The organism is Pseudomonas sp. PvP089 (assembly GCF_017875165.1).
Classification (GTDB): Bacteria; Pseudomonadota; Gammaproteobacteria; order Pseudomonadales; family Pseudomonadaceae; genus Aquipseudomonas; species Aquipseudomonas fortuita.
In genome coordinates this window covers 2600863-2624339 of record NZ_JAGGME010000001.1, presented here as the reverse complement: position 1 = coordinate 2624339, position 23477 = coordinate 2600863, and the positions used below count along the sequence as shown (strand labels likewise).

Genomic DNA, 23477 nt, shown 5'->3' with positions numbered 1-23477 from the left:
CCCCTTCGTCCCGGGCCCCAGCGAGAGCTTTTCATGAGTACCCACAGCATCGATGCCGACATCAAGGTCAAATGGGCGGAGGGCCAGAGCGCGTACAGCCCTGGCACACCGGAAGAATTGCTGTTGATCGCCATCGACCTGTTGGTACGCGACAACGGTGCCGAGGCGGCCCGCAGCTTCATCGACCAGGTGTTCGAGCGCTACGCGCCGCACGCGGCTATTCCAATCGCGCCAGACGGGCGCTGAGCAGGTCAAACAGCCCCTGAGCATCGCCCTGCTCCACCCACAACACATTCGCCGGCTGCTTGAGCACGCCGTACCAGTCGGCAACCGTCTGGCCGAAAGTCGGGCCTTCGCGGCTGTCGATGCTCATGTGGATACGCCGGCCACTGAACAGCTCGGGCTTTAGCAGGTAGGCAATGACACTGGCGTCGTGCACCGGGCCGCCGGGCATGCCGTACAGGTCCATGTCGTGGGTGATGTAGGCATTCAGGATATCCACCACGCGCTTGCTGGCCTGGTTGTTCACGGTTGCCAGTTGTTTCAGGCGTGCGTCGCTGGTCAGCAGCTTGTGAGTGACGTCCAGCGGCAGGTAGGTGAGCTGCACACCGCTGGCCAGCACCACTTCGGCGGCATGCGGGTCGGCATAGAGGTTGAATTCCGCCACAGGGGTGATGTTGCCTCCGTTGAAATGGGCACCGCCCATGACCACCACCTCCTTGATGGCCTTGACGATGTCCGGGCGCTGGATCAGCGCCAAGGCCAGGTTGGTCTGCGGGCCGAGCATGGCCACGGTGATGCTGTGCGGTTTGGCTGTGCCGAGGGTGTCGATCAGGTATTGCACGGCATTGCCTTGGGCCAGAGGCGCTTTGGGCTCGTGCACCTGTACCCCGGTAAGGCCTTCTTCACCATGAACATCGGCGGCGTATATCGGCGCGCGCACCAGTGGGCGGCCGGCGCCGGCGTACACGGGGATGTCTTCGCGACCCGCCCATTCGCGGGCCAGGCGGGCGTTTCGCGAGGTTTTATCCAGGCGCACGTTGCCTGCCACGGTGGTGATGGCGCGGATATTGAGCTCGTCGGGCGAGGCCATGGCCAGAAACAGCGCGACCACGTCGTCGGCGCCAGGGTCGGTGTCGATGATCAGGTCGATGGGGGCGGCCTGAAGGGTGGTGGCTGTGGCCATGAAGGCGAGTCCTTGTAGCAGGGGTTTGAGCATGGGGCACTCCTTGTTGCCAGAACACAGGACACAAACACACCGCAGCCCCCTGTAGGAGCGGCCTTGTGCCGCGATGGGGCGCGAAGCGGCGCCGGAAAGTTTTGCTGCGAAGCTGAAAATCTGGGGCCGCTTGGCGCCCCATCGCGGCACAAGGCCGCTCCTACAAAAAGCGCGGTGGCTATCAGAAAGTGACGCCGGAGATGAGGGCGATGTTGCTGTAGGGCTGGCACTCACCGGTACGCACCACTGCACGGGCACTGCGCGACAACACCTTGAAATCCTCATGGCTCAGCCATTCGCGCTTGCCCAGCTTGCCCTTCAGCCGCTCGATTTCGATCAGCGCTGGCGGCACCACTTTCTGCATTTCTTCAGCCAGCACATGCCGCTCTACCTGCAGCTCGCTCAACACCGCCCGCAACACGCTGGCGAAATCCGGCAGACCGGGCGTGATGGCCAGGTCGATCAGTTCCACGCCTGGTGGCACCGGCAGCCCGGCATCGCCGATCACCAGGATATCGCCATGCCCCATGCCGGCAATGACCCGCGACAGGGCAACGTTCAGCAAGGGGGTTTTCTTCATGGTGTCAGCTCCGCCAGGTAAGGGATCGACGGCTGGGCGCCAGCACGGGTAACCGACAAGGCTGCGGCACGCTGGCCAAAGGCAATGGCTTCGCCCTCCTCCAGCCCCCGCACCAGCCCGGCAGCAAAGCCACCGATGAAAGTATCACCAGCAGCGGTGGTGTCCAGCGGCTGCACCACCGGCGCCGGGTAGTGCTGATGACCTTGGGCAGTCACCAGCAAGGCCCCTTGCGCGCCCAGGGTGATGATCACTTTACCCGCCCCCAGTTGCAGCAAGCGCTCGCCAGCACGCCGCGCACTGTCCTGGTCCGTAACAGCCACGCCGGTCAGGGCTTCGGCCTCGCTTTCGTTAGGTGTGAGGTAATCGATGCAGGCAAACCAGCCCGCCGGCAAGGGCCCGGTGGCCGGCGCCGGGTTCAGGATCACCTGCTTGCCCAGTTCACGGGCCCTGGCCAGGGTCCAGGCCACGGTGTCGGCCGGCACTTCCAGTTGGCAGATGACCACCTCGGCTGCCTGCAGCAGCGCATCGAAGCGCTGTACCGAGTGCGGCGTCAGCAGGCCGTTGCCGCCAGGAATGATGACAATGCAGTTCTGGCTGGCAGCATCCACGGTAATCAGTGCCACACCGCTGGATACCCCTGGGCACGTGCTGACGCCCTGGCAGTCGATGCCCTCGACATAAAGGGCCCGATGCAGTTGCCGGCCATAGTCATCGTCACCCACATTGCCGATCATTGCCACGCTACCGCCCAGCCGTGCCACCGCCACGGCCTGGTTGGCGCCCTTGCCGCCCGGCACGGTGAAAAAGCTATCGCCGGGGAGTGTTTCGCCGGCCCGGGGCAGGCGCTGGGCGCGAGCCACCAGGTCCATATTGAGGCTGCCGACCACCACAACCTTGGCATTCATGACATTTCCTTAGCGTTAGCGGTAATCGTTGAACAGGTCCGGGCGCGGCCCGGTGGACTCACGCAGTACGATGCGCGGCGCAACGATGCGTTGCTCCGCCGCACCTTGGCGCGGTGTGCCGATACGCGACAGCAGCAAAGAGGCGGCGCTCTCGCCCAGCTCGCGAATCGACTGGCCTACCGTGGTCAGCGGCGGGTACACATAGCGGCTGAGCTCGATGTCGTCGAAACCGATCACCGACAGCTCGCCCGGCACGCTGATATTGCGTTCGGCTGCCGCACGCAGCACGCCAAACCCGATCATGTCATTGCCGGCAAAAATCGCCGTGGGCCGTTTGCCCTCCAGTACCTGCGCCGCTGCCGCATGCCCACCCGGGCTGGTGAAGTCGCAGTGCAGCACACGGCTGCCCAGTACCGGCACGCCGGCTTCGGCCATGGCACGGCGGAAGCCGTTCAGGCGCAGCTGGGTAACCCCGGTTTCGGCGGGGCCGCCAATATAGGCGACGTCGCGGTGGCCAAGCTCTAGCAGATGCTGGGTAGCCAGGTAGGCGCCGTGCTCGTGGTCGATGCGCACCAGGTCGGCATCCACGCCTTCCAGCTCACGGTCGACGATCACCATGGGCGTGCGCACGCATGCCAGGCTTTGCAGCAGGTCGCTGTCCTGGCCCACCGAGGCCACCACCAGGCCATCGATGCGCTTTTCCAGCAGCACGCGCAGGTAACTGCGCTGCTTCTGTGGGTTATCGTCGGAGTTGCACAAAATCACACAGTAGCCGTTGCGTTCGCAGGCATCTTCAATGCCCCGTGCCAGCTCGGCGAAGTACGGGTTGACGCTGTTGGGCACCAGCAGGCCGATGGTGGCTGTGCTGCGCGCCTTGAGTGAACGCGCCACCGCGCTGGGCACGTAGTCCAGCTCGATAATGGCGGCTTCAACCTTCTGCCGCACGTGTTCGCTGACCGGCCGGGTCTTGTTCAATACATGGGACACGGTGGTGTAGGAAATGCCCGCCAATGCCGCGACGTCTTTGATGGTTGCCATATAGTCAGTTCCGCCGGCCTGCACGCCGGCTGCGGTAAGTGTCGAGTACCACGGCGATGACGATGACCGCCCCGGTAATGATGCGTTTGGTCGGCTCGCTGGCGCCAATCTGCGCCAGCCCGGCGGCCAGCACGGAAATGATCAGTACGCCAAAGAAGGTGCTGATGACCGAGCCGCGCCCACCCATCAGGCTGGTACCGCCAATCACCACGGCGGCGATCACCTGCAGCTCCAGGCCGGAGCCGGCGTTGGGGTCGGCTGCTTCCAGGCGCGATATCTGGAACAGCGCGGCCAGGCCTGCCAGCAGCCCCATCAGGGCGAATACCAGCACTTTGTACGGGCGTGGGTCGATGCCTGCCAGGCGTACGGCTTCTTCGTTGGTCCCAATGCCGATCAGGTAACGGCCGAACACCGTGCGGGTCAGCACCAGGTGGGCCAGCACAATCACCAGCAAGGCGATGATGAACGCTGGCGAAATACCAAAGGCAACCGGGTTGGAGAACCAGGCATAGGCATCGCCGATGTAGGCGGTGCGCGAGTCGGTGAACTGGTAGGCCAGGCCGCGGGCCATTTCCAGCACCCCGAGCGAGACGATGAACGACGGGATGCGCCAGGCCACGGTAACGCCGCCGGTGATGCTGCCGGCCAGCGCGGCCACGGCCATGCCCAGCAGCGCCGAGGGCAGCACGCCCCAGCCCCAGCCGAGGATTGCCACACTCACTGCAGAAGCCGCCAACGCCAGCACCGAGCCCACCGACAGGTCAATGCCACCGATGATCAGCACCAAGGTCATGCCCACGGCCAGCACCATCAGGTCGGGGATCTGGTTGGCCAGGGTACTGAAGGTGTTGTACGACCAGAAGTGGCTGCTAAGAAACGAAAACAGCACAATCATGGCCAGCAAGGCGGCAGCCAGGCCCAGGTAGGTGCCCAGGCCAAAGTACGTGCCACTGCGGCGCACAGGGGCGGCGCCTTGGCTATCGAGCGGGGTGGTTTTCATGCGTCCATCCTGGGGGCTGCACCGTGCAGCATTCCGTCACGTTTCTGATAGCCGGCAAAGGCGGCCGCAAGCAGCTGATCCTGGCTCCAATGGTCACGTTCGAAGGTGTCGATCAGGCGGCCGGCGGACAGCACCGCGATGCGATCGCAGATCAACATCAGCTCGCGCAGGTCGCTGGACACCACCACCAGGGCCTTACCCTGGCGCGCCAGCTCGGCCAACAGGCCATAGATATCGAATTTGGCACCCACATCGATGCCACGGGTGGGCTCGTCGAACAGCAGCACCTGGCAGTCGCGTTCCAGCCAGCGGCCAATCACCACTTTCTGCTGATTGCCGCCAGACAGCTCGCCCACCACTTGTTGCGCGCCGGCACTGCGAATGCGCATGGCCTGGATCTGGCGTTCGGCCAAAGCCTGTTCCGCCTCGCCGTCGAGCACGCCGGCCCGCGATACCGCACCCAGGTTGCCCAGGGCGATGTTGGCGCTGATCGACTGCGTCAGCAGCAGGCCCTCGCCTTTGCGGTCTTCGGTGATCAGCGCGATACCAGCGCGCACCGCGGCTTTGGGCGAGTCGATACTTACCGGCTGCGGCGGCAGGCCCAGCGCGATGCAGCCGCTGTCGGCGCGATCGGCACCGTAGATCAGGCGCAACAGCTCGGTACGGCCGGCGCCGATCAGGCCGGATATGCCGAAGATCTCCCCTGCCCTCACCTCGAATGACACTTCGCGCACCTTGTCCGCACGGCTGAGCTTGTCGACCTTGAGCAGCGGTGCACCGATCTGCCGGCGGCCCAGGTCGATATGCTCGCCCAGCTCGCGGCCGACCATCAGGTTGACCAGCTCGGTGCTGCTGTAGCGTTGGATCGGCTCGTCGCACACCAGCTTGCCATCGCGCAGCACAACGATGCGTTGGGCCACGCGCTGCAACTCTTCGAGGCGATGCGAGATATACACGATGGCCACGCCCCGCGCGCGCAGGCGCTCGATCTGGGTGAACAGCAACTCCACCTCGCGCGCGGTGAGCATGGCGGTAGGTTCATCGAAGATCAGCACATGGCAGTCACCGATCAGGTTGCGGGCAATTTCGACCATCTGCTGATGGCCTATGCCCAGTTCGCCGACCGGGGTGTCCGGGTTGATGGCGTCAAGCCCGACCTGGGCCATGGCGGCCGTAGCCAGCTGGCGCAGGCGCTTTTGGCTGATCCAGCCAAAGCGGCTGGGCAGGTTGTCGAGAAACAGGTTTTCCGCCACGGTCAGCGTGGGCAGCAGGTTCAACTCCTGCATGACCATACGCACGCCAAGGCGCTCGGCCTCGCTGCGGCTGCCGGGCGCGTATGCCTGGCCGCGGTAGGTCATGTGCCCGGTGGTGGGCGCCTCCAGGCCGCTGATGAGCTTAGAAAGCGTACTCTTGCCCGCGCCGTTCTCGCCAGTCAGGGCCAGTACTTCGCCAGCCCGCAGGTTCAGGCTGACTTCGCCCAGCACCGGCTGGGCGTACGTCTTGCCCAGGCCGTTGCCGGCGAGCACCACTTCATTGGCCGATGCAGGCATGGCCGTGTCTCCTGGCAGCATCAGGGCTTCTTGGTGATGAGTTGGACCGGGGTCTGGATGACGTTGTCGGCATCCACATCCGGTTTCTCGCCCTTGACCATTTTCAGCGCAGCCTGGATGCCGTACACCGCCTGCTGGCTGGCGGCCTGGTCGAGGGTGGCCAGCACGCGACCATCGGCAAGCATCGGCTTGATGGCGTTGATGTTGTCGTAGCCCACCACTTGCACCTGGCCGGCCTTGCCGGCGGCGCGCACGGCCGATACGGCGCCCAGGGCCATACTGTCGTTGCCGGCCAGCAAGGCTTTCAGGTCGGGGTATTCGTTAAGCATGGAGGCGGCGACGGCATTGCCTTTGTCGATTTCCCAATTGCCGCTTTGTACCGAGACGATTTCCATCTTTGCGGCGTCCATGGCGTCCTTGAAACCGGCGGTGCGCTGCTGGGCGTTGGTGGTGGTCGGGACCCCTTCGATGATGCCCACCTGGTCGCCTGCCTTGAGCTTCTGGCTGGCCAGGTAGTCGCCGACCAGGCGCGCGCCTTTGCGGTTGTCGGGGCCCACGAACGGCACGCTGATGCCTTTGCTCTTGAGCAGATCAGGGTCCAGGCGGTTGTCGATGTTGATCACCACCACACCCTGGTCCATGGCCTTCTTCACCGCCGACACCAGCGCCTTGGAATCAGCCGGGGCAATCACCAGCGCCTTGGCGCCGGCATTGACCATTTGTTCGACAATGCGAATCTGCTCGCCGGTGTCGGTCTCGTTCTTGATGCCGTTGGCAATCAGCTCAAATTCGTCGGCGTGACTTTTTTGGTAGTCCTTGGCGCCGTCTTCCATGGTGCGGAAAAATTCGTTGGCCAGTGACTTCATCACCAGAGCGACTTTGGGTTTGTCTTCGGCGTGAGCGGCAGCCAGGGGAAGTGCGAGTGAAAGGGAGGAAACGACAGCGAGGGCCAGCAGACGACCGGGGAACGGCAGTTTCATGGACGATGACTCCGAATCTTGTTTTTTTATCGGATCGCAAACGTTTGCGTTGGCTAACTATGGAAACAAGACCGGCGTTTGTCAAATCCGTTTGGCTGTCGGAGGCAGATGCTGCTGGAGCCGATTATGCAGTTTTTTCCGGAAAACCGAACAGCCTTTCCTATGCTTGTTCGGAATTACGAATGGAACATTGTCTCTTGCAGGAACGTCCTTGTGTCGCGAAAGGGTCGCGTAGCCGCTCCGTTTTAGGTGCAACACCCTACATTGTCGGGGCTGCTACGCAGCCCATCGCGACGCAAAGCCGCCCCTACAAGGGGCGCACGATGGCTTGGTACGAAATATGCCTACCGCTCTGTGCGAAATAACAACAATCTCATTAGGAAGAGAGAACAATAATGATGAACGCCGCACTCAAAACCTTCGCCCCCAGCGCACTCGCCCTGCTGCTGATCCTGCCAGCCACCGCCTCTGCCAAAGAAGCCGAAACACAGCAGAAACTGGCCAACGTCGTCATCCTCGCCACGGGCGGCACCATTGCCGGCGCCGGCGCCAGCGCGGCCAACAGCGCCACCTACCAGGCTGCCAAGCTGGGCATCGACAAGCTGATTGCCGGCGTGCCGGAACTGGCCGACATCGCCAACGTACGCGGCGAGCAGGTGATGCAGATCGCCTCTGAAAGCATCACCAACGAGGACTTGCTCAAGCTTGGCAAGCGGGTTGCCGAACTGGCCGAGAGCAAGGACGTCGACGGTATCGTCATTACCCACGGCACCGACACCCTCGAAGAAACCGCCTACTTCCTCAACCTGGTGGAAAAGACCGACAAGCCAATCGTGGTGGTCGGCTCGATGCGCCCGGGCACCGCCATGTCTGCCGACGGCATGCTCAACCTGTACAACGCCGTGGCCGTGGCCGGCGACAAGCAGTCGCGCGGCAAGGGCGTGCTGGTGACCATGAACGACGAGATCCAGTCTGGGCGTGACGTGAGCAAGTCGGTCAACATCAAGACCGAAGCCTTCAAGAGCGCCTGGGGCCCAATGGGCATGGTGGTAGAAGGCAAGTCCTACTGGTTCCGCCTGCCAGCCAAGCGCCACACGGTCAATTCCGAGTTCGACATCAAGCAGATCAGCAGCCTGCCACAGGTGGACATTGCCTATGGCTATGGCAACGTGACCGACACCGCTTACAAGGCACTGGCGCAGAACGGTGCCAAGGCGCTGATCCACGCCGGTACCGGCAACGGTTCGGTGTCGTCGCGGGTGGTGCCGGCGTTGCAGGAGCTGCGCAAGAACGGCGTGCAGATCATCCGTTCGTCGCACGTCAACCAGGGTGGCTTTGTGCTGCGCAATGCCGAACAGCCGGATGACAAGAACGACTGGGTGGTGGCCCACGACCTGAACCCGCAGAAGGCTCGTATTCTGGCGATGGTCGCCATGACCAAGACCCAGGACAGCAAAGAGCTGCAGCGGATCTTCTGGGAATACTGAGTACCTCGCGCCCCACTGTGGGAGCGGCCTTGCGTCGGGCAAGCCTGCTCCCACAAACCCCCTGCTAAGGCACCGAGTTAGCGTTTATTCCATGAGATCGGGTTCACCCCGCCATTCACCGCACTGCATGCTTCGTCAGGATGTTGCCAGCTACCTGAACCGGTACTCCAACCCCGCCCCCGCATACCACGACCGCCCGGGCGCTGCTTCGTAGTAACGCCCGTTGCCGTCGCCGACAATGACCGAGCCTACATACTGCCGGTCAAACAGGTTGTCCAGCCGCACCAGCTGGTGGAACGTCCAAGGCCCCACATGTTGCTCGAACCGGGTCCGCCAGTTGAATACCGCATACGCAGGTGCGGCCTTGGCGTTGTTGCTGTCGTCCACATACACCTTACTGCGGTACTGCCCTTCAACCCCCATGCTGATGGACGACACTGGCTTCCAGACCAGCTCGCCATACAGGTTGTCCAGCGGCACACCTGGCAGGCGGTTGCCACTTTGGATGGTCTGGCTGATGTCATCGGCATAGCGGGCATCAGTGCGGGTATACACCAAGGTGGTCTGCCACTGCTGGCTCAAGTCACTTTGCAGGCTCGCCTCAAAGCCGCGTCGTACAGTACGCCCCGCATTGCGATAGCTGGTTCGACCATCCGTAGCGCTGGCGACGACGATTTCGTCATCGGTATGAATCTCGTACACCGCTGCATTCAGGCGCGTGCGCTCGCCAAGCCGGTACTTCACACCCAATTCGTACTGCATGCTGGTGGCGGGCTTGAGGCCGAAGTTAAAGCTTTCGAGCACACCCGGCGCATAGGCCATTTCGGCCTGCGTGGGGGTTTCGAAGCCTTTGCCGACGCTCACGTAACCGCGCAGATCTGGCGTGAACGCGTACATCACCGACAGCGATGGCGTGGCCTGCTGATACTTCTTCGAGCCGCTGGAGTCACCGTTGGCCAAGTAGTGGTCGTCGACACGCATTTCCATGGTGCTGTAGCGCAGCCCCAGCTCACTGGTCCAGTTGCCGATTTCCCAATGCGCCTGAAGGTAAGGGTCCAGGCTGGTAGCGGTGTCTTTCTCGTCGCGGCGCAACTCACCTTTAAGCCCCAGTTGGTCACCGCTGAAATTCTGATAACCGCGTCGGTCGTCCTTGCTCTGGTCGTAATCGGCGCCGACCGTGAAGGTTAGGTTGCCGGGCACATTCGCAACCGGCTGTATCCAGCGCAGGGTGCCGCCGTGGAACTCGCGGTCGAAGTCAACGACCCCGCCGCCACGCTGGCTGTTGGAGGCCACCGATTTGGGGATGGACAAATACTGCACCACGCTGCGTCGCCCCGCGTACAGGTTGAACTGCAGCGTGGCATCGCCAAAGTAGCGTTCGTAGTTCATGCCCAGTTGCTGGTGGTCGATGCTTTTGCGGGTGTTGTAGGTTTCGGCCACTGCTGCCGTGGAACGTGGGTCATGCTTGTAGGCATCCCAGGTCTGCCCCAGCGGGTCCTGCGTGTTGTTCTGCTCCAGGCTGCTGTAGATCAGCGCCATGCGCGAGTCGTCGTCGGGCTTGAAGTTGACCTTGGCGAAAGTCTGGTCACGGCGCGCGGCACTGTGGTCGCGATAGCCATCGGTATCCAGGCGCGAGGCATCCAGCACGAACCCTGCGGTGTCGTTCCCGCCCTCTGCCGACAGGTGATTCTTGTTGAAGCCGTCGCTGCCGAAGGTGGTTTCGGCCCCCACGCGCGCAGGCCCCTGCCCGTCCCGGGTAAACATCTGGATCACACCACCGGCGTTGCTGCCATACAGTGTCGCTGCCGGGCCGCGCAGCACTTCAATACGGTCGGCCACATCCAGGTTCAGCGTGGCGGCCTGCCCTTGCCCGTCGGGCGTGCTGGCCGGTATGCCGTCGCTTAGCAGCTTGATGCCACGCACGCCGAAGGCCGAGCGTGCACCGTAGCCCCGCGACGAAATCTGCAGGTCTTGCGCATAGTTCTGACGGTTCTGCACCACCAGCCCAGGGACTTTGCTCAGCACTTCTGACAGGTTGACGCCAAGTTGGCCATCGGTGCCGTGGGACAGGTCAACGGTATCCACCGAAAACGGCAGGTCGAATGTGCTGGTGGGGGCATAGGCACCGGTCACCACCAGCGGTGCCATGACGACGACATCGGGTGAACTGGCCTTGGCACTGCCATTAACGCTCATGCCACCTGCAAACAGCAGGACCAGACTTGTAGATGAAGGAAAACGAGAAAGAAATCGATACATGCGCAGCTTCCGGAAATTGCCGGTATTACACCAGACCGGCAGCGCCAGCGCGAACGGTGGTTTTTTTCCTGACAAGCTGTTGCGAATTTACTTACGCTGAAATACTGTATGCACATACAGCAAAAATAAGGAATTTCCTGTGTCCAGCACCGCCTCCGCCACTCCGAGCAGCTATGAACAGCTGGGTGTACGCATCCAGAAGATCATCAACAGCCCCACCGCCCAGCGCAGCCGTGCGGCGCTGATCTTCCGCCTGGAACAGGAAAGCCCGGAAGACTGGGAAAGCTTGCTGGAGGAGATCGCAGAAAACGACAACGTGACCCTCGCCCACCGCGACGATGGCGGTGTGCAGATTTTCTGGACTGTGCCGAAGGAAGACTGACCGCGCATGAGAGTTTCGCTTTTCGCGGCAGCCTGCCTGTTACTGACCACGCCGCTTGTTCAAGCCGATGCCCCACGCACCTTCCAGGAGGCCAAGAAGGTCGCCTGGAAGCTCTATGCCCCGCAATCGACCGAGTTTTATTGCGGGTGCAAATACAAGGGCAACAAGGTCGACCTGGCGTCCTGCGGCTATGCCCCACGCAAGAATGCCCAGCGCGCGTCGCGCATCGAGTGGGAACACATCGTGCCTGCCTGGCAAATTGGCCATCAGCGCCAATGCTGGCAGAGCGGCGGTCGCAAGCAGTGCGCGCAGCATGACGAAGTGTACAAACGCGCCGAAGCCGACCTGCACAACCTGGTGCCCAGCATCGGTGAGGTCAACGGCGACCGCAGCAACTTCAGTTTCGGCTGGTTGCCGGAACAACGCGGCCAGTACGGTAGCTGCCTGACCCAGGTCGACTTCAAGGCCAGGAAGGTGATGCCGCGCCCGTCGATTCGCGGCATGATCGCCCGCACCTACTTCTACATGAGCAAGCAGTACAACCTGCGCCTGTCCAAACAGGACCGCCAGTTGTTCGAGGCCTGGAACAAGACCTACCCGCCGCAGGTTTGGGAGCAGCAACGCAACCAACAGGTCGCCTGCGTGATGGGGCGGGGAAACGAGTTTGTCGGGCCAGTCAACCTCAAGGCGTGCGGTTGAGCCTCAGGCCAGTGCCTGGAGATAGGCGCTGGCTTCCCGGTAACGGGCCAGCCGCGCCAGGTCGGCGGGGCCAGGGCAAGGAATGCGTGAAAGGTCACTGTTATCGGCCAGGTCGGCCAGCTTGACGGTTCGCGCCAACGGGTCATCGCCCAGGCGTACCACGAAATCCTGGTACGGCTCGCCCTCACGGCGACTGAGTGCCAGCAAGGCGGCAAGGATTTTCAGGGTAAAACCCTCGCGGGCCAGGTCGGACACGGTCAGCGGGGTGTCCTCGATCACATCGTGAAGGACTGCGACAATACGTTGCTCGGGTGTGGACACCCGCATCATCACGCGTAGCGGGTGGAGAATATACGCCACCCCGCCCTTGTCGTATTGCCCTTCATGCGCCCTGGCGGCCACGGCAATGGCCCGCTCCAGTGTAGACATGAGGCCCCTCCCCCGTTCGGCATCTTCCACCCAAGCATAGCCAAACTTGTGTGAACAATGTCTAACACACGCCTCACAAAGCTGCACACACCCAGTTGGCGGGGCCTTATGACGGCAACAGTTGTGGGAGCGGGCATGCCCGCTCCCACAACTGCCGCGAAGGCACCGGGCTCCCACCCACTGCTGCAGTTCTAGCGGGTTGCGCCATGCTGGATGACCACCGAATCGGTGCCCAGCTTGGCCATCACTTCGTCCTTGCGCGCTTGAGCTTCTTCACGGGTTGGGAACGGCCCCATCAGCACCACCGGCTTGCCGTTGCGGTATTCCACCGAAGACGGGATACCCTTCTCGATGAGCCGCGCGGTCATGTCGCTCAGCGCGCCCATGTTGGCACCCTGGATCACTTCCACGTCCCAGCCCTCGGGTGCCGGCTGGCCAGCCAGTGCATCGGCACGGCGCTGCAGATCGGCGCCGCCGCACACCTCGCGGATGCGCAGGTTGTTGCCGGTGTCGTCGACGATGATGTCGTACTGGCCGTCACGCTTGATCGCCACATAGCTGCGGTAGGCTTCGTACTGCCCGGCATCGTCCTTGCCGCGAACCTGGCCGCAGATGGTGCCCTGTGTGTCGATCCGCACGTTGCCGAACTTGGCGGTTTTGGGGTTATGCAGGTGTTCGGCCACCTGCTTGTGCACGCCTTCGACCTCGTTTTCACAGCCCGCCAGGGCAAGCACTGCCATTACCACAGCCAGTTTGCGCACGCGTGTACCTCCAGATTCGAAGGGGCGGATTCTAGCACGAGGGCCATGCGCAAGAACCGCGACCATACGTTACACCTTGCAACCAAGTCATAGGACAACTACCCGTGGCGTCTGCGCTGATCGCCATTTCTTATCCCGCTGATAAAAAACTTGAGGCAGCGCAAGCCGGGCGTTTCGTAGAAGAATCGGGGCAGTCATACGACGACGTATGTCGAATAATAATAAAGGTGAACCCATGTCCCGCTCATACATACAGGTGGATGCTCGCGTCCGCATGATCGCACCGGGCGCTTTTGGCGCTTCCTGGGCAGCTCTGCCTCAGGAGGCGCCATGAAAACCCTGGTCGATGGTTACTTCATCATCCTCAAGACGCTGGTGGTAGGTTGTCTGGTCGGCATCACCTGCCTGATCTTCACCAACGTCGTGCTGCGCTATGGCTTCAACTCAGGGTTGTTCTTCAGCGAAGAGATTTCCCGCCTGGCGTTTGTATGGCTGGTGTTTGCTGGCGCGCAGCTGATGCTGCACGAACACGGCCACATCGGCGTCGACATCGTCACCCGCCGCGTCTCGCCTGGCGTGGCCCGCTGGCTGCTGGCACTGACACAACTGCTGATGCTGTATGTGACCTGGCTGTTTCTCGACGGCAGCTGGAAGCAGACCCTGATCAACCTGCATGTCGGTGCTCCCTCCACGGGTATTTCCATGGCGCTGTTCTACGGCGCGGGCCTGGTGTTCTGCATCCTCAGCGCGCTGCTGATCTGCACCCAGCTGGTCAGGAACCTGACGGGCACCCTCCCGGCGCCCGCCCAGACCGAAACTTCGCTCAAAGATGGAGCAGTCGAATAATGGCCCTGTCTGTTTTCGTCGGCGTGCTGATGGCCGCCATCCTGATCGGCGCCCCCATCGCCTATGCCCTGATCCTTTGCGGCGTGGCGTTGATGTGGCTGCTGGGCCTGTTCGATGGCCAGATCATCGCGCAGAACATCATCAACTCGGCCGGCAGCTTCCCGCTGCTGGCAATTCCGCTGTTCATCATCGCTGGCGAGGTAATGAACAGCGGCGGCTTGTCCAAGCGCATCATCAAGCTGGCCATCACCCTGGTCGGCCATCTGCGCGGCGGGCTTGGCTACGTCACCATTTTTGCCGGCGTGCTGCTGTCGAGCCTGTCCGGTTCGGCCTTGGCCGACGCCGCCTCGCTGACCGCCCTGTTGCTGCCGATGATGGTCATCGCCGGCTACAACCGTAACCGCTCCGGGGGCCTGATCGCATCGGTGTCGGTGCTGGGTTCAATCATTCCACCCAGCATCGGTTTCGTTGTGCTTGGCGTGGCTTCGGGGCTGTCGATCACCAAGCTGTTCCTCGCCGGCATCGCCCCGGGGCTGATGATCGCCGCCGCACTGGTGGTGGCCTGGTGGCTGATGTCGCGGCGTAACAACGATGTGCAACTGAGCCCCAAGGCCAGCGGCAAGGAGCGCCTCAAGGCCCTGGTGGACAGCTTCTGGGCGCTGATGCTGCCGGTGATCATCGTCGTCGGCCTGCGTTTTGGCGTGGTCACCCCGACCGAGGCCGGTGCGGTGGCCAGTGTCTATGCCCTGCTGGTGTCGTCGCTGATCTACCGCGAGCTCAGCCTCAAGTCGCTCAACCAACTGCTGCTGCGCGCCGGCAAGACCACCGCTGCCGTGATGTTCCTGGTAGCTGCCGCTTCGATCCCGGCCTGGATGATTACCATCGCCGACATCCCCGGGCAAATCATCGACCTGATCCAGCCAGTGATGGACAACCCGCGGCTGCTGATCGTAGTGCTGATGCTGCTGATCCTGGTGATTTCCATGGTCATGGACCTCACCCCCACCATTTTGCTGCTCGCACCAATCCTGGTACCGGTGGTGACCGCTGCGAACATCGACCCAATCTATTTCGGGGTGCTGTTCATGATCAATTGCTCGATCGGCCTGATCACCCCGCCGGTGGGCACGGTGCTCAACGTGGTCTGCGGCATCGGTCGCATGCGTTACGAGGCACTGCTCAAAGGCACGTTCCCCTTCCTGATCGCGGAAATCATCGTGCTGTTCCTGCTGGTCATCTTCCCCGAACTGGTCACCGTTCCCGCCCAGTGGTTCGGGCATTGATCCCCCCTATAACAATAAAGGTACTGTCCATGAAGAAACTCGCCCTCATCGCCGCCCTGTTGCTGTCCAGCAGCTTGAGCATGGCCGCCGACTACAACGCCCGCGTCATCAAGTTCGCCGCCACCAGCCCCAAAGGCACGCCACCGGCCATCGGCATGGAACTGTTCGCCAAGAAGGTTCAGGAGCGCAGCGAAGGCAAGATCAAGGTGCGCACCTTCCCCAACGGTGTCCTGGGCGGCGACGTACAGGTGCTGTCTTCCTTGCAGGGTGGCGTGGTGGAAATGATGACCTGGAACGCCGGGCTGATGCTTAACCACATCACCGACTTCGGCATCCTCGACTTCCCGTTCCTGTACACCGACACCGCCAAGGTCGATGCCATGCTCGACGGCGAGGTAGGCAAGATGCTCACCGACCAGTTGCCAGCGAAAAATCTGGTAGGCCTGGCGTTCTGGGAGCTGGGCGAGCGCAACCTGACCAACAATGTGCGGCCGGTGCAAAAGCTTGAAGACATTGCCGGGCTGAAGATTCGCGCCCAGCAATCGCCGCTGTTCCTGGACGTGTGGGCGGCACTCGGTGCCAACCCGACGCCGCTGCCTTTCACCGAGGTGCACACGGCACTGGAGACCGGCACCGTGGACGGCCAGGAAAACCCGGCGGCGCTGATCCTCGCCTCACGCTTCAACGAGGTGCAGAAGTACCTGAGCCTGACCCGGCACAACTACAACCCACAGATTGTGCTGATCGGCAAGACGTTCTGGGACAGCCTCAACAAGGATGAGCAGCAACTGCTGACCGAGGTTGCCCAGGAAGTGCGGCTGGAACAACGGCGCATCTCCCGGGAGGCGGACAGCAAGGCCATCGCCGACCTGCAGGGCGCGGGCATGCAAGTCAACCAACTGCCGCCCGACGAGGTGGCGCGCATCCAGGCCAAGATTCGCCCCGTGGTCGACAAGTACGCCGCACAGATCAATCCCCAACTGGTCAGCAAGGTCTACCAGGCCATGGGCTACCAGCCACAGTGACGCCCTCGCGCCGCGCATTGCGGCGCCTTTCAACTGCCATCAAGGAACAGCATGAAAATCTCCGTAGCCCAGATTCACCCGGTGGCCGGCAACCCGGCCCTGACCGTCGACAAGGTTGCCACGCTGGCACGCCAGACCGCTGCAGAAGGCTCGCGGCTGATCGCCTTTGCCGAATGCCTGCTCACCGGCGGCGCGTTCGACAGCCGTGAAGACCTCGAGCGCGGCGCCATCAGCCTCGACGCCCTGGCGCCGCTGCTGGAGGTATCGGCGCAGACCGGCATCCTGATCGTGGTCGGCTTCTACGAGCGGCACGCCAGCTCGGTGTACAACACCGCCGTGCTGATCGGCGCGCAAGGCATCATCGGCCTGCACCGCAAGCGCCACTTGCCATTCATGATCGGCGACCGCTTCACCGACCGCCCCAGCGATTGGGCAACACCTGTGTTCGATACCAACATCGGCCGCATCGGCCTGGCCATCTGCTACGAAATCCGCTTCCCCGAAGTGGTACGCACCCTGGCCCTGGAAGGTGCCGACATCGTCGTACTGCCTGCTGCCTGGCCAGAACAGGCACGCATGCTGCCGGACATTTTCAGCACCGTGCGCGCCGCTGAAAACATGGTGTACTTCGTTGCTCCCAACCGCAACGACATGGACGAGGGCATGCAGTTCATCGGCACCAGCCATATCATCGAACCGTCCGGCAAGACCCTGGTGCGCGCCGGCCTGGAAGACGGCGTGTACACCGCCGAGATCGACCTGGCCAAGGCCCGCAACAAATCGCTGATCCGTGACCCGGGCATATTCGAAGTGCACCCGTTCCGCGACCGGCTGCCTGAAACCTACCGCATCTGACCCAAGGCGGCCTCGAACATGAACCAAAGCACTACACACACCTTGCTGAAGGCCCGCATGGCGCGCGGTGCCACGTTCGGCATGAACATCTACAGCACCGCCTGCATGGCCATCGAAGTGGCCGGCAACTGGGGCCTGGACTTCGTCTTCATTGACGCCGAGCACACCGCGCTGGGCGTGGACCGCGACATGGAAAAACTGCTGCTGGCCGCCAGCAGCGCTGCAATCCCCAGCCTGGTACGGGTGCGGGGCACGCTGGAGTGGGATATACGCAAGGCCCTGGAAATGGGCGCTGCCGGGGTGATCGTGCCGCAAGTGCACAACGCCGCGCAGATGCGCCAGATCATCCATTACAGCAAGTTCCCGCCCTTGGGACGCCGCGGTGGCGACAGCTCGGTGCGCTCGGCCGGGTTCGCCGGGCCAGGTTTCGACTGGGCGCGCTATACGCAGGCAGAAAACGACCGCAGCGTGATCGTGCCCATGGCCGAAAGCTATGAGTTTTTTGACAACATCGATGAGATTCTCGATGTGGAAGGGATCGATGCAGTGCACTTCGGGCCGGCGGACTACTCACTTTCACGCGGGCTACCGGTCGACTACCGCCTGGGCAACCCCGAGGTGCGGCAACGCCTGCAGGTGCTGATCGAAAAATGCCACGCCCGCTCGATCAAGGTGATGGTGCCGTGCTTTCCGGCCGACCGAGTCACCGCCGGGCGTTTGCTGGACATGGGCAGCGACATGCTGCTGATGGGCAGTGATCTGTCATGGCTCAACCAGGCCGGGCAACATATCGCTGCAGTAAAACAGGCGCTCACCTGACCGGCTGACACGCCACACAACCGGCGCCTGCAGGCACCGCGCAGTTTTCGGGCTGCTACGGTGCCTGCGGGCTCGGGACTAATCAATCTACCAGAAAGTTCTGCTTTACCAGTGTCGCCCGAATGATCGATACCAGTTCACCCAGTTGCATGTCTGGCCGTTCAGTCAAATAGGAAAGGCAGAACTTTGCCGCAGGAATCGCCGGGTCGCACGGTAATGTCTTCAGCATGTCCACCGCCAACATGTCGCGAATCAGTGGCACCGGCAATATGCCAATGGCATGCCCCGCCGATACCATCTTGGCAATAAACGCCAGCGAGTTGCTGGAATGAAAAGCGTGGCTCGCCGAGCCGCTTTCCTGCAACCAGCGGTCCACCACCGAATACAGTGTCGACGGCGCGCTGTGGGTAACGATCGAATACTGCCGCGCCTGCTGCGGCAGAAACGGCCCGTCGGCAATCTCCAGGTGCCGCGCCGCCACCCACTGAAACGTCATCCAGCCAAGGAACACATCGGTCACATCCTCGCGTGTGGCCGGGTTGGTCAGCAGGGCGATGTCCAGTTCGTGATCGTTCAGTTTGCGGTTGAGCGCGGCGCCCACATCGATGGTGATTTCCAGGGTGATTTCCGGGAAGTGCGCCTTGATTTCGCTTATCACCGCAGTCAGCCCGACCATGGCCGAGCACTCGTCTGCCCCCAGGCGCAGGCGCCGGTGTTGCTTCTGCTGGGCCGCGAACTGCTCCAGCTGCGTGCTGTTGTTCAGTACCAGTTCGGCATGGCGCAGCGCCGTGTGGCCGTCGGCGGTGAGGCTCATGCGCTGCTTGCTGCGGTCGAACAGCTTGACGCTGAGCAACGACTCCATTTCCTTGATGCGCGCCGATACCGCAGGTTGCGTCAGGTGAAGATGCCGTGAGGCCGCGTGCACACCGCCCAGGCGAGCGGTCCAGTAGAATGCCTCGATCTGCATCAGCGTGATACGCATGATAAAAACTGCTCCGGCTACTGCTTACGGATTTTTATTATCGACCGTTCAGGGCGCTTGTTAGGATGACCGAAACCCTTCGAAAAAGCATCCGGCATAACAACAACTCCCTATGTATATCATCGAAGCTCTACCTACCCCGGTTAACGCCCACGAACTTGAAATACTGATCAATGCCGAACCGGCAACTATCGGTCATTTCATTACCCACGGCATACCCCACCCAGACATCAAGGCACACTTGCAGAATGTACGCGCGGTGGGCACTGCCGTAACCGTACGCATGCCCGGCAATGACGGTGGCATCCTGCACTACGCCATGGGCTGCGCACGCCCCGGCGATTTCCTGATCGTGGACCGCTGCGGCGAGCGCATCACCGCCGCGCTCGGTGGGGCCATGGCCTACGCCGCCAAGCAGGCCGGGGTAGCCGGGATCATTGTCGACGGCTATGTCACCGACCTTGGCGAATTGCGCGAGCACGGCGTGCCGGTATGGTCGCGCGGTGCCAGTGCCATCACCACGCGAGTGATCGGCCACGAAGGCGAGTTCTGCACTGCCATCCAGTGCGGCGGGGTCATCGTGTACCCGGGCGACGCCGTGGTGGCAGACGAGAACGGCATCGTGTTCCTGCGCCCAGGCAGGGTGGTAGAACTGGCGCAACGGGCAATCGACTTCCAGCACAACGAAAAGCACACCCTCGCACGGCTGGCCAAGGGCGAGAAGTTTCCCGACATCGTCGGGTCGCGGTCGACCATCGAGGCGGCGACCCGCCCTCGCGGATAGCGTCACACCGCACCCGAAGTAGCCCCCGAACAACAACAAGAGGCCTACCGTGAAGCTCATCTCCCTGCTCATACCGCTGGCGCTTGGCGTGCTGATGGGCAGCCCGGCCGCCCAGGCGCAGGACTACCCGCAAATCCGTTTCAACGTGATCGGTGGTGGTAGCCACAACTACACGTTCCGCGCCGTTGAACAGCCGTTCTGGAACGGCTCCTTGCCCAGCGCCTCCCACGGCAAGGTCACCGCCCAGCTGCTGGGGCTGTCGGAGAGCGGCCTCAAGGGCCCGGAAATCATTCGCCTGATGCGCTTTGGCGCGGTTGACATTGGCATGGGCGTGTTCGCATTCGTCGCCGGTGACGATGCTACCTTCGAAGGCATCGACCTGCCGGGCATGGCCGCCGACATCGGCAGGGCCCGCCGCATCGCCGACGCCTACAAGCCGGTGCTGGAACAGCGTATGGCCGAGCGCCATGGCATAAAGCTGCTGGCCACCGTGCCGTACACTGCGCAGGTGTTTTTCTGCCGCGCGCCCGTGCAATCGCTGGCCGACCTCAAAGGCCGAAAAATCCGCACCCGCGGGCGCAACATGGCCGAGCTGGTCAAAGCGATTGGCGCTGCGCCGGTCACCCTGCCCTTTGCCGAAGTGGTGACCGCCATGCAGACCGGCGTCATCGACTGCGCCATTACCGGTATCGGCTCGGGTAACGCGGCCAAATGGTACGACGTGGCCGGGTACCTGTACGACCTGCCGGTGGACTGGTCGGTTGGCTTCTATGGTATCGGCCTCAAGCGCTGGCAACAGTTGCCGCCTGAGGTGCAGCAACTGCTGCAGGCGCAGTCGAAGGTGCTGGAAGATGCCCTTTGGCAGGAGACGGCCAGGGAAAACCGGTACGCCAAGGCATGCAATGTCGGCAGCCCTGACTGCCAGATCCACCATCTGGCGCACATGAGTGCGTCGGCACCCGACCCGCAAGAACAGCAGCGCGTGCGCCAAATGGCGCTGGAAATCGCCAACGACTGGGGCAGGCGTTGTGGCCCCAGTTGTGTCGAACAATGGAATGCCAGCGCAGGCCGCGCCATCGGCATGCGCCTGGCCCCATAAACCCTTTCCCTCGGAGCATACAGTGATGAAGACGGCCCGTTCCAGCCTGGCGGCCATCACCGCCATCGCCAAGGCCAGCACCTGGGTGGGTGGCTTTGCCCTGCTCGGCTGCGCCCTGCTGATTGGCATCGACCTGATCTTGCGCAAGACCGTGGGCATCTCCATGGGCGGCGCTGATGAAATTGCCGGCTATGTTCTGGCAGTCACCAGCGCCTGGGCGTTACCGGTCACTTTGCTCAAGCGTTCGCACATCCGCGTCGACATCCTCTACGCTCGCCTTGGCTTGAAACCACGGGTGGCGCTCGACCTGTTCGCCCTGGCTTGCATGGCCGCGCTGGCCAGCACCTTGGTCTTTCACGCCTGGCATGTATTGTGGGACTCCATCGAATACCGTTCAGTGTCCAACACCCCCTTGCAAGTACCGCAATGGATACCGCAATCCCTCTGGTTTGCCGGCTACCTGTTCTTCGCCCTGACCCTCCTCAACCTGGCGCTGGTGAGCCTGGGGCATTTATTGCGCGGGCGCTGGGGGGCAGTCAGTGCACTGATCGGTATCAACACGGTCGAGCAGGAAATCGAGCAAGCGCTACACCCCGCCGCCACCCCTCCCCAGGAGCACCCGCCATGCTGAGCATCACCTTGTTGCTGCTGCTGACCCTGTTGGCGCTGAGCGTGGCCGCGGCCGTCAGTGTCGGCTTGCTGGGGATGTCGCTGTCGCAGTTGTTCTCGACCCTGCCGCTGAGCAATGCCATGGGCGAAATCGCCTGGAACATCAGCGCCGAGTTCCTGCTGGTGGCCATCCCCCTCTACGTACTAATGGGTGAACTGCTGGTGTGTTCGGGAGTGGCCGGGCGCATGTACCAGGCGGTCGAGAAATGGCTATCCTGGCTGCCGGGCGGGCTGATGAACGCCAACATCGGCGCCAGCGCGCTGTTTGCCACCACCAGCGGCTCCAGCGTGGCAACCGCCGCTACCATTTCCACCCTGGCCATCGCAGAGCAGGAACGCAAAGGTTACAACGCACCGCTGTTCCTTGGCTCCATCGCCGCTGGCGGCACGCTGGGTATCCTGATTCCGCCATCGATCAACATGATCCTGTTCGCCCTGATTGCCAACGTGTCGGTGCCCAAGCTATACCTGGCCGCGACCATCCCCAGCATCATCCTCAGCCTGTTGTTCGTCGCACTGATCGTGCTGGCCTGCCTGGTGCGCCCACCATTGGGTGGGCGCATAGAACACACCCGCTGGGCAGAACGCCTGGCCTGCATCCCCGACCTGCTGCCGCCACTGGCCATCTTCGTTCTGGTGATCGGCTCGATCTACAGCGGCTTTGCAACGGCCAGCGAGTCGGCGGCACTTGGGGTACTCAGCGCCTTGGGCTTGGGCCTGTGGCGTCGGGCTTTCACCTGGCAAAGCCTGGGCCAGGCCTTCGAAGCCACGTTGCGCACCACCGGCATGATCATCTTCATCACCTTGTCGGCGTTCTTCCTCAACTTCGTGCTGGCGTCCATCGGGCTGACCGCCACCCTGGTCAGCTTCGTCACCGACCTGAACCTGCCACCCACGACCGCGCTGCTGGCGATCATCGTGTTCTATATCGTGCTCGGCTGTTTCATGGACACCCTGGCGATGCTCATCACCACGGCGCCGCTGATCGTGCCAATCGTCGTCAACCTGGGCTTTGACCCGCTGTGGTTCGGGGTGGTGCTGATCGTGCTGTGCGAGATGGGCCAGATCACCCCGCCGTTCGGCATGAACCTTTTCGTGGTGCAGAGCATCCGTGGTCGCGGCAACTTCATGGACGTGGTGTACGGCGCCCTGCCGTTCTGCCTGGCTTTGCTCGCGCTGATCGGTTTGCTGATTGCCTTCCCACAACTGGCGCTGTGGCTGCCAAAGGCGTTCTAGCGGCAGAATGCAAAAAGGGCGATCATCTCTGATCGCCCTTTTTGGGATTTGGTAGGCACAATTGGACTCGAACCAACGACCCCCACCATGTCAAGGTGGTGCTCTAACCAACTGAGCTATGTGCCTGTCGTGTGGTGCGCATATTAGTGATCCGATGCGTACCTGTAAAGCTTTTTTTTGAGAAAAATCAAAAACTTTCGAATGTCAGCACTGGGTGCCCTTACCGCAGTTTGCGGTACCCACAGCAATGGCTAATGAAAAAAGGGGTGACCCTTTCGGATCACCCCTTCTTCGATTTGGTAGGCACAATTGGGCTCGAACCAACGACCCCCACCATGTCAAGGTGGTCTTGTGAAGACGCGCGCTACAGAATGGCAAATCTGACGTTCGTGGCGCGGGTGCCGCGTGGAATATTTTTTACGCCGGTCAATTTGCAAAACCGCATGCTAACTTATTGATTGTTATGGAACCTGAGATTATCCACATCCCTGAGCTGGCAAAACTACTCGGCCGATCCTAATCCGCCATACGACGCGCCATGCAAACCCGTGCATCATGGCTACCCCCGTTCTTCAGGCAGGGACAGCGGA

General features: G+C 62.2%; 24 protein-coding genes and 1 tRNA gene. 13 read left to right on the top strand and 12 right to left on the bottom strand.

Annotated elements, in window-relative coordinates:
- Window positions 1–33: 33 nt before the first annotated feature.
- Window positions 34–246, top strand: a complete 213-nt coding sequence (locus J3A71_RS12135; RefSeq protein WP_016487888.1) for a hypothetical protein — start codon at window positions 34–36, stop codon at window positions 244–246.
- Here the strand turns inward: J3A71_RS12135 and J3A71_RS12130 are convergent.
- The 7 genes from J3A71_RS12130 to J3A71_RS12100 all read right to left on the bottom strand — a co-directional run bounded on the left by J3A71_RS12130 (window position 218) and on the right by J3A71_RS12100 (window position 7272).
- On the bottom strand, window positions 218–1219 hold the full coding sequence (locus tag J3A71_RS12130) for a nucleoside hydrolase (protein WP_016487889.1): 1002 nt from the start codon (window positions 1217–1219) through the stop codon (window positions 218–220). The two genes, J3A71_RS12135 and J3A71_RS12130, sit on opposite strands and share 29 nt — an antisense overlap.
- A gap of 181 nt (window positions 1220–1400) precedes the next feature.
- A complete protein-coding gene (gene rbsD, locus J3A71_RS12125) occupies window positions 1401–1799 on the bottom strand; it encodes a D-ribose pyranase (RefSeq protein WP_016487890.1) in 399 nt (132 codons plus the stop codon).
- A complete protein-coding gene (gene rbsK / locus J3A71_RS12120; protein ID WP_095115555.1) occupies window positions 1796–2704 on the bottom strand; it encodes a ribokinase in 909 nt (302 codons plus the stop codon). The genes rbsD and rbsK overlap by 4 nt, the downstream gene beginning before the upstream one ends.
- A 15-nt stretch (window positions 2705–2719) precedes the next feature.
- Window positions 2720–3742, bottom strand: a complete 1023-nt coding sequence (locus J3A71_RS12115; RefSeq protein ID WP_016487892.1) for a LacI family DNA-binding transcriptional regulator — start codon at window positions 3740–3742, stop codon at window positions 2720–2722.
- 4 nt (window positions 3743–3746) lie between these two features.
- Window positions 3747–4742, bottom strand: a complete 996-nt coding sequence (locus J3A71_RS12110) for an ABC transporter permease (RefSeq protein ID WP_096426427.1) — start codon at window positions 4740–4742, stop codon at window positions 3747–3749.
- Window positions 4739–6292: a sugar ABC transporter ATP-binding protein gene (locus J3A71_RS12105; protein ID WP_096426428.1), complete on the bottom strand. Its 1554-nt coding sequence runs from the start codon at window positions 6290–6292 to the stop codon at window positions 4739–4741. The genes J3A71_RS12110 and J3A71_RS12105 overlap by 4 nt, the downstream gene beginning before the upstream one ends.
- A 20-nt stretch (window positions 6293–6312) precedes the next feature.
- On the bottom strand, window positions 6313–7272 hold the full coding sequence (locus tag J3A71_RS12100) for a sugar ABC transporter substrate-binding protein (protein ID WP_031312265.1): 960 nt from the start codon (window positions 7270–7272) through the stop codon (window positions 6313–6315).
- 398 nt (window positions 7273–7670) lie between these two features.
- On the opposite strand from J3A71_RS12100, the gene J3A71_RS12095 reads away from it, so the two are divergent.
- The gene (locus tag J3A71_RS12095; protein WP_096426979.1) at window positions 7671–8759 is read left to right on the top strand and encodes an asparaginase; all 1089 of its coding nucleotides are present in this window, start codon (window positions 7671–7673) and stop codon (window positions 8757–8759) included.
- A 150-nt stretch (window positions 8760–8909) separates the two neighbouring features.
- Here the strand turns inward: J3A71_RS12095 and J3A71_RS12090 are convergent, their stop codons facing one another.
- Window positions 8910–10955: a TonB-dependent receptor gene (locus tag J3A71_RS12090; protein WP_023048702.1), complete on the bottom strand. Its 2046-nt coding sequence runs from the start codon at window positions 10953–10955 to the stop codon at window positions 8910–8912.
- Between the two features lie 202 nt (window positions 10956–11157).
- Between J3A71_RS12090 and J3A71_RS12085 the strand changes: the two genes are divergently transcribed.
- Window positions 11158–11400 carry a DUF1654 domain-containing protein gene (locus J3A71_RS12085; RefSeq protein ID WP_016487898.1) on the top strand — a complete coding sequence of 81 codons (243 nt, stop codon included), beginning with the start codon at window positions 11158–11160 and terminating at the stop codon, window positions 11398–11400.
- Window positions 11401–11406: 6 nt separating this feature from the next.
- Window positions 11407–12099 carry an endonuclease I family protein gene (locus J3A71_RS12080; RefSeq protein ID WP_016487899.1) on the top strand — a complete coding sequence of 231 codons (693 nt, stop codon included), beginning with the start codon at window positions 11407–11409 and terminating at the stop codon, window positions 12097–12099.
- 3 nt (window positions 12100–12102) lie between these two features.
- Here the strand turns inward: J3A71_RS12080 and J3A71_RS12075 are convergent, their stop codons facing one another.
- Complete coding sequence (locus J3A71_RS12075; protein ID WP_016487900.1) at window positions 12103–12528, bottom strand: GTP diphosphokinase; 426 nt, start codon at window positions 12526–12528, stop codon at window positions 12103–12105.
- 191 nt (window positions 12529–12719) lie between these two features.
- Entirely contained in the window at window positions 12720–13289 is a 570-nt protein-coding gene (locus J3A71_RS12070) for an SPOR domain-containing protein (protein ID WP_016487901.1), read from the bottom strand.
- Window positions 13290–13619: 330 nt separating this feature from the next.
- Here J3A71_RS12070 and J3A71_RS12065 point away from each other — a divergent pair, with 330 nt between their 5' ends.
- From J3A71_RS12065 to J3A71_RS12045, 5 genes are read left to right on the top strand one after another with little or no spacing between them, the layout of a single operon-like run.
- Window positions 13620–14135, top strand: coding sequence for a TRAP transporter small permease (locus J3A71_RS12065; RefSeq protein ID WP_016487902.1), 516 nt, complete (start codon window positions 13620–13622; stop codon window positions 14133–14135).
- Complete coding sequence (locus tag J3A71_RS12060) at window positions 14135–15418, top strand: TRAP transporter large permease subunit (protein WP_016487903.1); 1284 nt, start codon at window positions 14135–14137, stop codon at window positions 15416–15418. The genes J3A71_RS12065 and J3A71_RS12060 overlap by 1 nt, the downstream gene beginning before the upstream one ends.
- 29 nt (window positions 15419–15447) lie before the next feature.
- Window positions 15448–16443 carry a TRAP transporter substrate-binding protein gene (locus tag J3A71_RS12055; RefSeq protein WP_016487904.1) on the top strand — a complete coding sequence of 332 codons (996 nt, stop codon included), beginning with the start codon at window positions 15448–15450 and terminating at the stop codon, window positions 16441–16443.
- 51 nt (window positions 16444–16494) lie between these two features.
- The gene (locus J3A71_RS12050; protein ID WP_209952874.1) at window positions 16495–17298 is read left to right on the top strand and encodes a carbon-nitrogen hydrolase family protein; all 804 of its coding nucleotides are present in this window, start codon (window positions 16495–16497) and stop codon (window positions 17296–17298) included.
- 18 nt (window positions 17299–17316) lie between these two features.
- The gene (locus J3A71_RS12045) at window positions 17317–18117 is read left to right on the top strand and encodes an aldolase/citrate lyase family protein (RefSeq protein ID WP_023048475.1); all 801 of its coding nucleotides are present in this window, start codon (window positions 17317–17319) and stop codon (window positions 18115–18117) included.
- 82 nt (window positions 18118–18199) lie between these two features.
- Here J3A71_RS12045 and J3A71_RS12040 read toward each other — a convergent pair whose 3' ends face one another.
- Window positions 18200–19099 (bottom strand): LysR family transcriptional regulator, encoded by a 900-nt coding sequence (locus J3A71_RS12040; protein WP_016487907.1) that lies wholly within the window; start codon window positions 19097–19099, stop codon window positions 18200–18202.
- Window positions 19100–19211: 112 nt separating this feature from the next.
- Between J3A71_RS12040 and J3A71_RS12035 the strand changes: the two genes are divergently transcribed.
- The 4 genes from J3A71_RS12035 to J3A71_RS12020 are packed head-to-tail and all read left to right on the top strand — an operon-like array spanning window position 19212 to window position 22887.
- The gene (locus tag J3A71_RS12035) at window positions 19212–19883 is read left to right on the top strand and encodes an RraA family protein (RefSeq protein WP_060517217.1); all 672 of its coding nucleotides are present in this window, start codon (window positions 19212–19214) and stop codon (window positions 19881–19883) included.
- A 49-nt stretch (window positions 19884–19932) separates the two neighbouring features.
- A complete protein-coding gene (locus J3A71_RS12030) occupies window positions 19933–20982 on the top strand; it encodes a TRAP transporter substrate-binding protein (protein ID WP_082421998.1) in 1050 nt (349 codons plus the stop codon).
- Window positions 20983–21007: 25 nt separating this feature from the next.
- Window positions 21008–21613, top strand: a complete 606-nt coding sequence (locus J3A71_RS12025; protein WP_016487910.1) for a TRAP transporter small permease — start codon at window positions 21008–21010, stop codon at window positions 21611–21613.
- Window positions 21607–22887 carry a TRAP transporter large permease gene (locus J3A71_RS12020; protein ID WP_016487911.1) on the top strand — a complete coding sequence of 427 codons (1281 nt, stop codon included), beginning with the start codon at window positions 21607–21609 and terminating at the stop codon, window positions 22885–22887. Before J3A71_RS12025 ends, J3A71_RS12020 begins: the two co-directional genes overlap by 7 nt.
- Window positions 22888–22936: 49 nt before the next feature.
- Here J3A71_RS12020 and J3A71_RS12015 read toward each other — a convergent pair.
- Window positions 22937–23013 (bottom strand) — tRNA-Val (locus J3A71_RS12015).
- Window positions 23014–23477 lie beyond the last annotated feature (464 nt).